This window comes from bacterium (assembly GCA_024224155.1).
Taxonomy (GTDB): domain Bacteria; phylum Acidobacteriota; class Thermoanaerobaculia; order Multivoradales; family JAHEKO01; genus CALZIK01.
In genome coordinates this window covers 14,655-28,615 of the sequence record JAAENP010000095.1, presented here as the reverse complement: position 1 = coordinate 28,615, position 13,961 = coordinate 14,655, and the positions used below count along the sequence as shown (strand labels likewise).

Below are 13,961 nucleotides of genomic sequence, written 5' to 3'. Positions count from 1 at the left end.
GGCGAGCCTAAGGCGCCGTGCAGACGTCGGTATTGGCGTCGAACCCGAAGCCCGCGCCTACGTCCTTGGCGCAGACCAGGCTGCCGAAGCAGTCGCTGTCGTTACGGCAGTTCCCCTGGCCTTCGCCGCAGGGACCGCACTTGCTGCAGAAGCTCTTGGCCCCGGGGACCCTTTTTTCGCAGGCCGCCGCCCAGAAATCCTCGTCGTAGAGCTGGCGTGCGGCCAGAACGTCATCGTCGTGGAGCTCGGCACCGAAAATCCAGTCGAGGCTGGCGACCATGAGCGCGTCGGCAAGGAATTCGCTCTTGGAGCACTTGGGGCTGGACGAATCGCCGCAAGAATGGCCCAGCCCGAGCGTGTGTCCGAGCTCGTGCGCGTAGATCTGGGCTACGGCCTTCTTGTCTCCCTCCAGGAAGCAGTCGATTGCGTCGTTCATGACGATCTCGGCTTCTCTCGCGGCCACCGTCGCCAGGCCTTTCCAGATCACCGGTATCAGGTCGGTGGCGGAAAGCCCGCCGATGGCGAGCACTCCTCCCTCCTCGCAATCGAAGTCTTCGCCGATCGAGTCGTTGAAGTCTCTGTGGAGCAGAGTGTTGCGGGCGTCCGAGACCGTGAAGCCGGTTGTCGAGGAGGTCGCGCCGCGGTTCGAGAGCTTGATCGGCACACCGGAGTGCCTTTTCTTCCAGGCGTTGCGGGCTTTCTTGAACTCCTTGGATCCGCCTTTCGAGAACCCCTCCTGTCCATCCTGGTGACGATGCCAGCCGACCTTGTCGCCGTCGTCGAAATCGAACCAGCGAATCAACAGATCATCGCCGATCAGGTAGGTGAACTCCGACACTAGCGGCTGCAATCGTGACTCCGAAGCGGGCAACTCGGGCATCAGATAGTCGCCCGCGCGATGGGCACCGGCAAGGCGATCCGCGATCCAGCGCTCGAAGAGAGCGCCATCGCGCGGCACTCGTTCCGCCGGTCGGATTCGAAGCGGCGCTCTCTCGGTGCGACTTCGAGTCAGCGGGGCGACTCGCTCGACCGCGAAGGCTTCGACGCCGGGTCGCTCGAAGACGCGTCGCCCGGCGGCGATGCGCTCGAGAAAAGCACCCTGAAACACGTGCAGAACCCGGTAGCCGTGATCCGGACGAGCCGCGAGAAAGAGCAGAGCCGTCTGTCCGGTCGAGAACTCCGGTGTCCCGAAGACCTTCACCGCGAGGCCGTCGTCGAGGTCGATTCCGCCGGGCACATGAACGGTCAGCTCCGCGCCCGGATCCGGCCCCTTGAAGGACTCGAGAACCGCGAAGCGGTAGGCCGTCGTCACTCCGCCGGTCTCGTCGGTGACCCGAACGGAGGCGACCTCGGCCCGAACGATCACGTCCGAGCGGTCCACGAGGTCGCCATCGGAGACCGGTACATAAGTCAGCGCCCGCGCTTCGACCGCTGCTACGAGCAAGCACGTGAAACAGATGAAGGCTAGGCTTCGATGACTCATGGCTCTTTCTCCGGTTCTTCGGTCGGGGCTTGTCGTTGGGCTTTCGCCTCTTCGCGGCGTTTTTTTTCGTCCTGGCGGCGGCGCTTTTCCTTCAGGCGGCGTTTCTGTTCCTTTGGATCCGCAGCCAGTCGGGCCTCCGCGAGCTCTTCGGCGGTCATGTCTCTCCGGCAGAGCGCCCTGAGCCCGAAAGACAGACTGCGGTTGAGCTCGAACTCTCGACGGAACCGAAAGTCCAGGCTCCAGACCGAATTGTCGGTACCTTCGGTCGAGCTCCAGAGGCAACAGGCCGACAGCAGAATCTGGTCGGCCACCTTGAGAGGCCTGATCGACCACATCGCCTCGAGGGTTTCGAGCTCTTCGATCGAAGGCAGGCGCCAGTTCTCGAAACCGCCCAGCTCGAGAGCTTCACAGTACGCTGCGGCGCCGGTCCAGGCGACATCCCTGGCGTTGTCGCGCCGCGTCCACATCAGGCCACTATCGATGTTGCGGAACACCAATTCGCGGCGCTCCTTCTTCCTCTGCTCTTCGATCGCCTCCAGCATCGGAATCGCGACCTCTCGGGTTTCGTCCAGCTCGAGCTCGAGGTCCTCGTCCCAGCGCGCGAAGGCGACCTCGGAGGAGAGCGCCGAGACCCGGAGCTCCAGGAACTCGACTTCGACTTCCAACGGTTCATCCGGTTCGACCGATCCCTTCGAAACGCCGCCGACGATCAGGCTGCATGGCGCATCGGTCGTGAACACCAGCGTAGCCACCTTGACCGGCTCTTCGCCGACGGTCGTTTCGGTGTCTGTAGAATCGCCGGGAGATTCCTCACCGGCCTCGGCTTCGATGGGCCCATCGGGCTTCTGGACCGGGGCGGCCGGCTTCCACGGCTCTTGCGAAGTAGCATAGATCGGCGGCGCGGGTAGTGCCGAAGCCAGGAGTACGCCCAGCAACCACGCGGCGATTCGCGCCGCGATCAGGCGCGGGTGCCTGTCAGACTCGGGCCGTCGCACGCCCTTCACCGAAAATCACTCGCACGATGAAATCGCGCGTGCCCACGAGCGCTTCGCTTTGAATCCTGTGCTGGCTTTCGGTCGGCAAGCCATCGACTAGCGTGGGGTTGTCCTTCGAGAGGTTTCGCAGGAAGACGTGTCCGTCCATTTGATAGAGCTCGAACTGCTCGGGCGAGACACCGGGCTCGTCGAACAATACGCAGTCACAGGTCGACCGGGCTCCCACGACGGCCTTCTCCAGGAGAGTCACGCTGTACTGCTTGCCCGGGTTCTTCCCACGGACGACGATCAGCCGAACGACTCGAAGCTTGATCGGACGAGGCGGTCTGCTGGTCACGAGGCCGTTGTCCGTGGTGTAGCTCGGGGTTTCCACAGGCGCCACCGGGGGCAGGCTGTCGAGATCGGCCTCGGGCGTGATCGCGCCAGGAGTTCGGCGATTCCAAACCAACCAGCCGGCTGCCAGAGCCGCGAGAACCGGCAGTGCCAGCCAGAGCCAGCTCCATCCGGATGCCCCGCTCGGGCTCGGTGCCCTGGCGAGCGACTCGCTCTCCGCTTCCGGCTCGGCTTTCGGCTCGAGGGGCTGGGCCTCGGCGCCCTCCGCCTCCACCGGGCTGGCGGGCGGCAGGAGCCGAATCGCCTGGCCATCGGACAGGACGCGTTCGCCGTCCGAGAGGTTGGCCTGCAGCCTGTAGCTCTCGCCATCACGCTTGCAGCCGGCACAGGAAAAATCAAGCACCCAGACGTTGTGAATGGCTTCCCGGATCGCGCCGTAGGAGTCGTTCAAGGTCTCGGTGCTCCCTTCGAAGAAGGCGCCGCCCGAGTTGGTTGCCAGTCGTCTCAAGAGCTGCAGGTAACTGCTCCTCTCGGCCTGGTCTCGGATTCGGCTGAGACCGATCGCGTAGATCGGCGCTGGATCCTGGCGAAGAATCGAGAGCGTGTCGTCGAGGGACCAACCGCTGCCCTCGTCGCGACCGTCGGTCAGCACGATGAGGACGCGCCGGCCAGGCAGATCGGTATCGCGTCGGCGAGCCAACTCGAAACCGTCGTGGAGGGCCTCGAACAGAACCGTGGAGCCGTCGGTCGGGCCCAACGCGTTGACGCTCTCTCTTAGCCGAGCGGCTTCATTGGTGAAATCCACGACCAGCCGACTCTCGTCGCCGAACGCCAAGATGGCGGCCCGGTCTTGCGGCCGCAGGCCGATCATCCAGTTCTCGAGCGATCTCTGAATCAGAGCGAACTCGCGATCGCTGAGTGACCGGGAAATGTCCACCAGGAAGATGTAAGCAACACCCTCGCCACTCTGGTGAAAGGACTCGACGCCGCGCAGGTCCAGCTCTCGGTCACCGAGAGAGGCGGTGATCGTGGTGCCTTCGAGATGGAAGATGGGCTCGTTGCGTTCGTCCAGGACCCTGGCGTAGGAGCGAATCGCGGTAGGGCTCGCCTCGAGGAGCGCCGTTTGGCTGAGCTCGAAGGAGCGTACGGCCGCCCCGGCGGGTGCGTTGCCCAAGCCGGGAATGGCGCCGAGCGGTCCCGACAGGAGTGAGACGAGCATCAAGCTCAGGGTCCGCGTCCGCGCAGCCACCGCCGATGCCCGCGCCGCTCTCGAAGCGCTCGTCCGGCCGGCCGCGAACACCGACCGGCAGCTCTGCGATAAGTGGCGATGGTTCAAGGGTTTTCCCACCTCTAGAAGCGTCTCAACGAGAGCCGCCTATGCTACCATTCCCGGCCTTATGGAACCGATCGTTTCGCCCCGAAAAGCGGAGCTGCTGGGCTCTACCTTTCGCCGCCTCGTGCGGCGCGGGGCGCGAGCTCATGTCTCGAAGTTGCTGGCCAAGACTCGGCCCGAGGATGTCGCCCTGCAACTGCGGGGCTTGATGCCTTCAGAGCAAGCCGGCGTCTTTCGCATTCTGCTCGCGGACTACCGCGACAGCGCCGGCGATGTCCTGACCGAGCTCGAACCCTCGCTGCGCACCCGGGTATTCGAGGAGCTCGAGCCGGAAGAGATCGCGGACCTGCTGGGGGAGATGCCGGTCGACGACGCGGTTGCGGTGGTCGAAGACCTTCCGGACGATCTGAGGGCCTCGGTGATGGAGCTGACCGAGCAGCCCGATCTGGAAGAGGTCCAGGAGCACCTGACCTACGAGGACGATTCCGCCGGTCGGATCATGGACTCGCACTTTCTCGCCCTGCCCGAGAAGACCACGGTCGGCGAAGCAATCGGTGCCATTCAGGAAGGCGAGGATGTAGACAACATCTTCTACCTCTACGTCGTCGACGCGGAGGGGCACCTGGTTGGAGTTACCTCGCTGAGGCAGCTGTTGCTCAATCCGCCGGGCACGCCCCTGGCGAGCCTGATGTCGCGCTCGATCATCCGGGCCAACATCGACACGGACCAGGAGGAGGTGGCGAGCCTGGCGAGCCGGTACGACCTGCTGGCGATTCCGGTTACCGACCTCGACAACAAACTCGTTGGGATCGTCACGGTAGACGACATCATCGATGTGGTTCGAGAGGAGGCCACCGAGGACTTCTTCAAGATGGTGGGTACCTCGGACGACGAGATCGTCTATCAGGATCATTCGTTCAAGGTCTTCAGGATCCGTTTTCCCTGGCTGGTGGTGAATCTGGTCGGCCTGGCCGTGGCCGGTCTCCTGATTCATTGGTTCGAGATCCAACTGAGTCAGGCCCTGTTTCTGTTGCCGTTCGTGCCCGTGGTGATGGGCATGGGCGGCAACATCGGCAGCCAGACGTCGACGATCGCGGTTCGCGGTCTCGCGACCGGAAGGATCACTCTCCAGCGGGGGACCTCGCGCCAGTTCCTCTGGCAGCAGTTCAAGGTCGGAGCGCTCATCGGCCTTGCGTGTGCGGCGCTGGCAGCGGTCGGAGCTTACGTCATGCCCAATCTCCCCCTGCTCGATCTGGAAGGCGATGTCGCGTTGCTGCCCTATGCGGCCGTGGTAGGTGTCTCCCTGTTTCTCGCGATAGTGGTGGCATCGGTCAACGGTGCTTTCATTCCCTTGGTATTCGAGAGGCTGGGCATCGACCCGGCGGTCGCGGCGGGCCCCCTGGTGACCACTTCGAACGACATCACCGGGATCATCATCTACTTCGGCCTGGCCTCGCTCTTGATCAGTTACCTGGTCCCGTAGCAAGGCGGTCGGCAAACGAGCTGCCCATGGGACTTCAATCCGGAGAGGCCATCGTGCTCGACGTCCTGGACCTCCAGGAGTACGACCGGATCGTGGTCTTCCTGACCCGGGACAGAGGCAAGAAGCGGGGCGTTGCCAACGGCGCACGGCGCAAGTACAGTCGCTTCGCCGGGCAGCTCCAGCCCCTGGCCAAAGTGGAGGCCACATGGTTCGAAAAGGAGGGGCGGGATCTGGTGAGGGTCTCGAGCCTCGAGCTCATCCGCTCCCCGGAGAAGCTGCATGGCACGCTGGAGGGGATTCTCCTCGGAGCCTACCTGGCCGATCAGATGAACGCATTTGCTCAAGACAACGACGACAGCGACCTCATGTACCGGCTTCTGGACTCGACGGTGGAGTCGCTGGTCGGAGGTGGCGACCAAGATCTCGCGGCTCGCTACTACGAAGCCTGGCTCCTGAGGCTGAGCGGAGTTCTGGGCGTGTCGGAGGAATGTCCCGCTTGTGGCCGCGTGTTTAGCGAGCGATCGGAGAGCGGTAAGGCCCTGGGCGCCGCCTTGCCCCCGACCGACGAGACGCTCCTATGCGGGGAATGCGCGGGGCCGGGCGGCCGCGCGGTGTCGTCGCAAGCGCTGGCATTCCTGCGCGACATCAGTGGTAGCAGCCTCGAAAAAATGGGCCGCCGTCTGCCGCCGCCCGAGACCCTGCGTGAGATGGAGGAGATCAGCGCTAGGATTCGCCGGACCTTTCTCCAGCACGAGTTGAACAGCTATCGCATTATGCGGGAAACTCTGTCCGGCCTTTCCCGCGACCGGCCTCCCGCCTAGCCACCGATCCCATGAATAGTTTCCAAGACCTGATTCTGAAGCTGTCTCGATACTGGGCGGCGCAGGGCTGTGTGCTCCAGCAACCGTACGACCTCGAGGTCGGCGCCGGGACCATGCACCCCGAGACTTTTCTACGTGTGTTGGGGCCGGAGCCGTGGAACGTCGTCTACGTTCAGCCCTCACGGCGGCCGGCGGATGCTCGCTACGGCGAGAACCCATTCCGGCTCGGCAAGCACTACCAGTTGCAGGTCATTCTCAAACCGTCGCCGGCCGATGTCCAGGCGCTCTACGTCAAGAGTCTGGGAGCAATGGGGATCGACCTGTCTCTGCATGATCTGCGCTTCGAGGAAGACAACTGGGAGGCGCCCACTCTGGGAGCCTGGGGGGTCGGATGGCAGGTCATGCTCGACGGCATGGAGATTACCCAGTTCACCTATTTCCAGCAGGCCGGCGGTCTGGAGCTCGATCCGGTCAGCGCCGAGATCACCTACGGCCTAGAGAGAATCACGATGTTTCTCGGCCGCAAGCGAAGTCTCTATGACATCGATTGGGTGCCGGGAGGAGTCACCTATGGTCAGGTGCGCCATCAGGACGAGGTCGAGTTCTCTCGCTATTACTTCGAGCTTGCGGACGTCGATTTTCTGCGCGGCCAGTTCGACGGCAACGAGCGCGAGGCGAGCCGTTGCCTGGAGGCTGAGCTGGTGCTGCCGGCCTACGAATGCGCGCTCAAGTGCTCGCACTTGTTCAACGTGCTCGACGCGCGCGGCGCGGTATCGGTCACCGAGCGGGTCGGCCTGATCAAGCGAGTGCGCCGGCTGGCGGTGGCCTGTGCCAAGGCCTATGCTGTGCGCCGAGAGGAGCTTGGCTATCCGCTGCTCACACCTCGGCCCGCCGAGCTCTCCGAGCCAGGCGAGCCAGGCGAGCCAGGCGAGCCTTCCGAGGAGGACGCGTAAGTGCCCAAGGGCGAGTTTCTGCTCGAGGTGCGGTGCGAGGAGATTCCCGCGCGGATGGTGCGCAGGGCGACCCAGAATCTGGGCAGCCGGATCTTCCAGGAGCTGCTGAATCGCAAGCTCACGCCGCGCGCGATCGAGACCGGCTTCACGCCGCGCCGCCTCACGGTGGCGCTCATGGGTGTTCCGGCTCGGGAACAGGACCGAACGGAGAAGGTCACGGGTCCGCCGGCAAGCGTTGCTTTTGACGAGAGCGGCCAACCGACCCAGGCCGCCGAGGGCTTCGCTCGCCGATGCGGCATCGAGCCCGGAGATCTGACGCGCGTCGAGACGCCCAAGGGCGAGTACGCGGCCGCCGTGGTGACGACCGAAGGCCGGCCGACTGCCGAGGTCCTCAGCGAGATCGCGCCCAAGGCCATCGCCGAGCTCAATTGGGCGAAGATCATGCTCTGGGGCAACCGGGTCGGACCCTGGGCTCGACCCGTCCACGGGATTCTGGCTCTGTTCGAAGGAGAGGTCGTGCCATTCGATCTCTTCGGGGTCGAGTCCGGCAAGACAACGTGTGGTCACCCGGTGTTGTCACCGAAGCAGTTTTCGGTCGTGGGCTTTGCCAGCTACCGGAAGAAGCTCTCCAAGCTGGGCATCGAGGTGAACTTCAAAGAGCGTCTGGCGAAGCTCGAAACCGGCCTGGCGGAAGCAGCCGCGGAGCTAGGTGGTGGGGTAGTCGAAGACCGAGCTCTCCTCGAGCGCCTGACGGCGATGTGCGGCACGCCCGGGGTGGTCGCCGGAAGAATCGACGACAAGCACCTGGAGCTGCCGCGTGAAGTGCTGATCGCGAGTCTTCGGGATCATCAGAGCGCGTTCACCGTCGAGACGGGAGGTCGGTTGTTGCCCGCCTTTCTGACGCTGATGGATCGAGCGGACGATCCCGAGGGTTTCGTCCGGCGTGGGAACGAATGGGTCGTCGAAGCGCGGCTCGAGGACGCGGCGTTCTTCTATGAGGAAGACCGCAAGAAGCCCCTGGCCGAGCACGCGGCCGGTCTCGATCGGCTGAGCTTCCACGAGAAGCTGGGCAGCTATGCGGACAAGAGCGAGCGAATCGCCGAGCTGTGCAAGTTCATCGGCCGGCTGCTCGACTGGGAAGACGAGGCGCGTGCGGCGGTCGAGGTCGCCCGCCTGATGAAAGCCGATCTGGTAAGCGAGATGGTGGGGGAGTTCAGCTCGCTGCAGGGAATCATGGGCGGCGTCTACGCTCGCGCGGAGGGCCTCGACGAGGAAGTCTGGCGACCGATCTACGAACAGTACATACCCCAGGGGTCGAGCGATCCGATCACCTCGACGAGGGTTGGACGCGTGGTCGGGCTGGCCGATCGAATCGACTCGATCGTGGGCATTCTGGGAATCGGCCTGACTCCCTCGGGGAGCAAGGACCCCTTCGGCCTGCGCCGTGCGGCGCAGGGCGTGGTCCGAATCGCGCTCGAAGGCGAGATGGAGCTGGATCTGGATCTGGTGGCCGCTCGAGCCTACAAAGAGTACGGCGACCGCTTGGAAGAAAGCGCCGAGGAAGTGCTGGGCATCTGGCGGCCTTTCCTGTTCGACCGGATTCGACATATCTTGGGTCTCGACGACTTCTCCTACGACGAGATTGAAGCGGCGCTCGAGGTGGGAGCTACGAACCTGCCCGATCTGCGCGCCCGGGTGGCCGCGATCCACACGGTTCGCGACGAGCCGGGCTTTCGCTCGGTGGTGCTCGCGGCGAAGCGGATCGCCAACATTCTCCGCGGCGTGCCCGAGCAGGAGCTGGACGCCGACTTGCTGTCCGAGACCGCCGAGAAACTGCTCTATCAGGCGTATCAGAACCTCAAAGACGAAATCAAGAAGGCCGAGCAGGAGAAGCGCTATGAGGAGTGCTTGCGCACCATGACCTCGTTCGCGGATGTCCTGGACCACTTCTTCGTCGAAGTACTGGTGATGGATGAGAATCCCGATGTGCGCAACAACCGTGTAGCGCTTCTGCAGGCTATTCAAAGATCACTGTCCCGCACTGCCGGCCTCACCGCCGTGGTAGTGGAGAGGGCTGAGGAAATGGAAGGAAAACAAGGCAATGGCTAAGTATGTGTATTCGTTTGGCGGGGGAACCGCCGAGGGTCGTGGCGATCAGAAAGAGCTCTTGGGAGGCAAGGGTGCCGGCCTAGCCGAAATGAGCGGTCTGGGGCTGCCCGTGCCGCCCGGTTTCACGATCACCACCGAAGTGTGCATGGAGTATCACAGGGGCGGCGGCCGCTATCCGGACGGCGTCGAAGAGCAGATCGATGCCGCTCTCGAGCGTCTCGAGCAGTTGCAGGGTCGCAAGTTCGGCGAGCCGTCCGATCCCCTGCTGCTTTCGGTTCGTTCCGGCGGGCCGGTTTCGATGCCGGGAATGATGGATACGGTGCTCAACCTGGGCCTCAACCACGACAACGTCGAGAGCATGATCGCGCACGGCTTCGACGAGCGCTTCGTTCGGGACTGCTACCGGCGACTGGTGTCGATGTATGGCGATGTCGTCCTTGGAGTTCCCCATGCCGGCTTCGAGCGCTTGCTGGCCGAGGAGCGCGCGCGCGAAGGCGTCAAGGTCGATTCCGAGATTTCCGCGGCCGGGTTGGCCGACCTGGCGGAGCGCTACCTGGACTACATCCGGCAGGAGGGCAAGGAGTTTCCACAGGACTCGCGGGCCCAGCTTGCCGGATCGGTGCTCGCCGTGGTCGAGAGTTGGAACAACCGCCGCGCGATCGAGTACCGGCGTATTCACGGCCTCCCCGAAGACTCGGGGACCGGCGTCAACGTTCAGACCATGGTGTTCGGCAACCGGGGCCTGGACTGCGCCACGGGCGTTGCCTTCAGCCGCGACCCCGCCACCGGTGAGCGCAGGCTGTACGGCGAATACCTGGTGAATGCGCAGGGCGAAGACGTGGTCGCGGGGATCCGCACCCCGATTTCGATTCTCGCTCCAGACGGTGAGTCGAACCTGGGTCGCGATTTTCCCGAGGCCTTCGCCGAGTTGGAGCGGATCTGCGACGTTCTCGAGGACCATCGGAAGGAGATGCAAGACGTCGAGTTCACGATCGAGGGCAGAAAGCTCTACATGCTGCAGACGCGGCACGGCAAGCGTACCGGCGTGTCGGCGGTCCGGATTGCTCACGAGATGGTCAAGGAGGGGCGGATCGACGAGCGCGAGGCTCTGCGACGGGTCGAGGGCGAGCAGCTGGTCCAGATGATGGCGCCCTCGTTCGACCCCAAGGAGAAACAGGCGGTCATCGACGGAGGTGGCCTGCTCGCGAAGGGCCTCGCGGCCGGCCCCGGCGCGGCGTCCGGCAGAATCGCACTGACCGCCGACGTTGCCGCGGAGATGGCCTCGGCCGGCCCCGTGATTCTGGTTAGGGAAGAGACCTCACCGGAGGACATCGTGGGCATGCATGCGTCCTCCGGCATTCTGACCTCTCGCGGCGGTATGACCTCGCACGCCGCGGTCGTCGCCCGCGGCCTGGGTAAGCCCTGCATTGTCGGAGCGGGTGAACTGGATGTCCACGACGGCGAGCTTCGAGTCGACGGCCGGGTCTTCAGGGAAGGCGACTACATTTCCATGGACGGCACCTTCGGCGAGGTCATCGCGGGGCAGCTTCACCCCCGAGAGTCGGAAGTGATCCAGGCGTTGATCGACGGCGCCGGCGAGGCGCCTAGCGGGCAGTCTTCGGTGGCGGTCGGAGCATTCGTCGAGCTTCTGAGTTGGGCGGACGGCGAGCGCCGGATGAGAGTCCGTGCCAACGCGGACACGCCCGAGGACGCGAGAGTTGCTCGGGCCCTCGGAGCCGAGGGCATAGGACTCTGTCGTACCGAGCACATGTTTTTCGAAGAAGATCGCATCTCCTGGGTGCGCCGCCTGATTCTGTCCGGCAGCAAGGACGACGAGACCGAGGCTCTGGCTGCGTTGTTGCCCATGCAACAGGGGGACTTCGAAGGCATCTTCGAGGCCATGGACGGTTTGCCCGTGACGGTCCGGCTTCTGGATCCACCGCTCCACGAGTTCCTGCCCAACGACGACAAGAGCCGCAAACGACTGGCCGACCAGATGGGTGTCACCGCCGAAGACGTGGAACGAACGGCCGAGTCGCTGGCCGAGTTCAACCCCATGCTCGGCAATCGAGGTTGCAGGCTCGGGCTGACCAGCCCGGCCATCTACGACATGCAGGTCGAGGCGATCACCCTGGCCGCGGCCAAGTTGGTGAAGGCCGGCAGGGACCCGCGGCCCGAGATCATGGTGCCCCTGGTCGGGAGTCGCGGTGAGATGGAACGGCTTCAAGAGCGCGCGGTGGCGGTGGTCGCGCGCGTGCTCGCGCAAGCGGGAACGGCGCTCGAGATTCCGATCGGGACCATGATCGAGATCCCCAGGGCCGCACTGATCGCCGATGACATCGCCCGGCACGCCGACTTCTTCAGTTTCGGCACCAACGACCTCACCCAGATGACCTACGGCTACTCCCGCGACGATTCGTCCAGATTCCTGCCGCACTACGTGGAGCAGGGGGTTCTGCCATTCGATCCGTTCGAGAAGCTCGACCAGGAGGGCGTCGGTCAGCTGGTGGCGTTGGCGTGTAAGAAAGGACGAGGCGAGAAGCCGGGGATGAAGATCGGCGTGTGCGGTGAGCACGGCGGCGAACCGAGCTCTATCGAGTTCTTCGACAAGTGCGGATTGGACTACGTCTCCTGCTCGCCCTACCGGGTGCCGGTCGCCCGTCTGTCCTCGGCTCGAGCCGGCATCGAGGGCGGGGCGCCGGTCGACTGAGGCGTCGTTCATGAGCGAAAGCGGAACGACGCGGGCGCTGCGCAAGGCCGACGTCGATCCCGATCCGATCGTCGAGTTCGGTCGCTGGTTCGAGCGGGCGCGGTCTTCCGGCTTGATCGAGCCCACGGCGGTAGCGTTGTCGACGGCGGATGCCGAGGGCCGGCCCTCCGGGCGAATGGTGCTTTTGAAGGGAGTCGACCGGCGCGGTTTCGTGTTCTACACCAACTTCCGGAGTCGCAAGGGAGCCGAGCTCGAGGCCAATCCGTGGGCGTCGCTCAATCTGTGGTGGGACCGTCTCCAGCAGCAGGTGCAGATCGAGGGCTCGGTGACAAAGATCGAGCAGAGTGAGTCGGACGTGTATTTCGCCGGCCGGCCGCGCGGCAGCCAGTTGGGGGCCTGGGCCTCCGAGCAGAGCCGGACGCTTCCTGGCCGTGAGGCTCTCGAGGAGAGCCTCGGCGAGGTCGAGCGTCGCTTTGCCGGTGAAAGAGTGACCAGGCCGCCGAACTGGGGTGGGTTCCTAATCGAGCCCCAGGTGATCGAGTTCTGGCAGGGACAACCGGACCGCCTCCACGATCGAATCCGCTACCGCCGCGACGGCGGCGGCTGGGTGATCGAACGACTGGCGCCCTAGGATCAGTTCAGAATAGACCATGGGAAACGCTCGCTCGGTTCTGGAACTGACCCCCGAGGAGCTTGCCTTGCAGCTCGGTGAGCTGGGCGAGCCGGCCTACCGTGCCGACCAGATTCTCCATTGGGTCTACAAGGAAGGAGTCTTGGATTTCGCGGAGATGACCAATCTCTCGAAAGAGCTCCGCGCGCGGCTGGCCGCGGAGTACTCGATCGACAGCGGCCGCGAGATCTCCCGCTCGGGGTCGGCCGGCGGCACGCTCAAACTGCTGCTGGCGTGGGCGGACGGTGTCACCACGGAGTGCGTAATGATTCCGGCCGGCCGCCGCAGAACCGCCTGTGTCAGCACTCAGGTCGGTTGTGACGTCGGCTGCCGTTTCTGCGCGAGCGGTCTCGAGGGGGCTCTGCGAAATCTGACCGTGGGCGAGGTTCTGGCGCAGGTCCTGGCCGTCAAGAACCTGCTCGCCCCAAGCGGCGAAAGGGTTTCGAATGTGGTCTTCATGGGCATGGGGGAACCGCTCGCCAACTACGCCGTCACGGTCGAGGCGACGCGGCGGCTCAACGCCGAATGGGGCTTCGGGATCGGGCGGCGGAAAATCACGATCTCGACAGTAGGCCTGCCCAAGCAGATCCGGCGTCTGGCACGCGAAGGGTTGCAGGCCACTCTGGCTTTGAGCCTTCATGCCGCCAGCGAGGAGCTGCGTGCGGACCTGATCCCATGGGCGAGACGTCTGCCAATGGGCGAGCTGCTCGGGGCCTGCCGGTTCTATCTCGAGAAGACCGGGCGCGAAATCACTCTCGAGTATTGCCTGCTCTCGGGGGTCAACGATCGCAAGCGCGATGCCGCCGACCTGGCGCGGATCGCTCGGGATCTGCGCGCCCACGTCAACCTGATGATGTACAACCCGGTCGCGAAGCTGCCCTTTGCGCGGCCGTCGCGCGCTCACGCGGAGGACTTTCTCAGGGATCTGCGGAGCCGGGGAGTCAACGTCCACTTGCGCGAGAGCCGCGGACTCGAGGCAGACGCCGCCTGTGGCCAGCTGCGGAGACGGGGGGAGAAGGCGTAGCAGTCGACCTCCGCCTGCCCTCGAGCGAAGCGAAGGGTGTCGACCCC

General features: G+C 64.5%; 10 protein-coding genes. 7 read left to right on the top strand and 3 right to left on the bottom strand.

Translation table 11 applies throughout. From position 1 onward, the window contains the following. Positions 1 to 7 precede the first annotated feature (7 nt). The 3 genes from GY769_05160 to GY769_05150 are packed head-to-tail and all read right to left on the bottom strand — an operon-like array spanning position 8 to position 4,030. Positions 8 to 1,483: a hypothetical protein gene (locus GY769_05160; GenBank protein MCP4201307.1), complete on the bottom strand. Its 1,476-nt coding sequence runs from the start codon at positions 1,481 to 1,483 to the stop codon at positions 8 to 10. Further along, positions 1,480 to 2,487: a DUF1566 domain-containing protein gene (locus GY769_05155; protein MCP4201306.1), complete on the bottom strand. Its 1,008-nt coding sequence runs from the start codon at positions 2,485 to 2,487 to the stop codon at positions 1,480 to 1,482. The genes GY769_05160 and GY769_05155 overlap by 4 nt, the downstream gene beginning before the upstream one ends. Next, positions 2,459 to 4,030 carry a VWA domain-containing protein gene (locus tag GY769_05150; GenBank protein ID MCP4201305.1) on the bottom strand — a complete coding sequence of 524 codons (1,572 nt, stop codon included), beginning with the start codon at positions 4,028 to 4,030 and terminating at the stop codon, positions 2,459 to 2,461. The genes GY769_05155 and GY769_05150 overlap by 29 nt, the downstream gene beginning before the upstream one ends. Positions 4,031 to 4,208: 178 nt before the next feature. Here GY769_05150 and mgtE point away from each other — a divergent pair, with 178 nt between their 5' ends. Genes mgtE through rlmN form a run of 7 tightly spaced genes read left to right on the top strand, consistent with a single transcriptional unit; the run spans position 4,209 to position 13,914 of the window. Further along, a complete protein-coding gene (gene mgtE, locus GY769_05145) occupies positions 4,209 to 5,627 on the top strand; it encodes a magnesium transporter (protein ID MCP4201304.1) in 1,419 nt (472 codons plus the stop codon). A 26-nt stretch (positions 5,628 to 5,653) separates the two neighbouring features. Next, complete coding sequence (recO, locus tag GY769_05140; protein MCP4201303.1) at positions 5,654 to 6,448, top strand: DNA repair protein RecO; 795 nt, start codon at positions 5,654 to 5,656, stop codon at positions 6,446 to 6,448. Positions 6,449 to 6,459: 11 nt separating this feature from the next. After that, entirely contained in the window at positions 6,460 to 7,401 is a 942-nt protein-coding gene (locus GY769_05135) for a glycine--tRNA ligase subunit alpha (protein ID MCP4201302.1), read from the top strand. Then, positions 7,402 to 9,510 carry a glycine--tRNA ligase subunit beta gene (locus tag GY769_05130; GenBank protein ID MCP4201301.1) on the top strand — a complete coding sequence of 703 codons (2,109 nt, stop codon included), beginning with the start codon at positions 7,402 to 7,404 and terminating at the stop codon, positions 9,508 to 9,510. Beyond that, positions 9,503 to 12,220 (top strand): pyruvate, phosphate dikinase, encoded by a 2,718-nt coding sequence (locus GY769_05125; protein ID MCP4201300.1) that lies wholly within the window; start codon positions 9,503 to 9,505, stop codon positions 12,218 to 12,220. The genes GY769_05130 and GY769_05125 overlap by 8 nt, the downstream gene beginning before the upstream one ends. 10 nt (positions 12,221 to 12,230) lie before the next feature. Then, positions 12,231 to 12,851: a pyridoxamine 5'-phosphate oxidase gene (gene pdxH, locus GY769_05120; GenBank protein ID MCP4201299.1), complete on the top strand. Its 621-nt coding sequence runs from the start codon at positions 12,231 to 12,233 to the stop codon at positions 12,849 to 12,851. 19 nt (positions 12,852 to 12,870) lie between these two features. Continuing rightward, positions 12,871 to 13,914 (top strand): 23S rRNA (adenine(2503)-C(2))-methyltransferase RlmN, encoded by a 1,044-nt coding sequence (rlmN, locus tag GY769_05115; protein ID MCP4201298.1) that lies wholly within the window; start codon positions 12,871 to 12,873, stop codon positions 13,912 to 13,914. Positions 13,915 to 13,961: the final 47 nt, after the last annotated feature.

Excerpts from the sequence above, each read along its gene's own strand:
- GY769_05135 (MCP4201302.1), top strand. The coding sequence starts at position 6,460 with ATGAATAGTTTCCAAGACCTGATTCTGAAGCTGTCTCGATACTGGGCG.
- GY769_05150 (MCP4201305.1), bottom strand. The coding sequence starts at position 4,030 with ATGCTCGTCTCACTCCTGTCGGGACCGCTCGGCGCCATTCCCGGCTTG.
- GY769_05125 (MCP4201300.1), top strand. The coding sequence starts at position 9,503 with ATGGCTAAGTATGTGTATTCGTTTGGCGGGGGAACCGCCGAGGGTCGT.
- pdxH (MCP4201299.1), top strand. The coding sequence starts at position 12,231 with ATGAGCGAAAGCGGAACGACGCGGGCGCTGCGCAAGGCCGACGTCGAT.
- recO (MCP4201303.1), top strand. The coding sequence starts at position 5,654 with ATGGGACTTCAATCCGGAGAGGCCATCGTGCTCGACGTCCTGGACCTC.
- mgtE (MCP4201304.1), top strand. The coding sequence starts at position 4,209 with ATGGAACCGATCGTTTCGCCCCGAAAAGCGGAGCTGCTGGGCTCTACC.
- rlmN (MCP4201298.1), top strand. The coding sequence starts at position 12,871 with ATGGGAAACGCTCGCTCGGTTCTGGAACTGACCCCCGAGGAGCTTGCC.
- GY769_05160 (MCP4201307.1), bottom strand. The coding sequence starts at position 1,483 with ATGAGTCATCGAAGCCTAGCCTTCATCTGTTTCACGTGCTTGCTCGTA.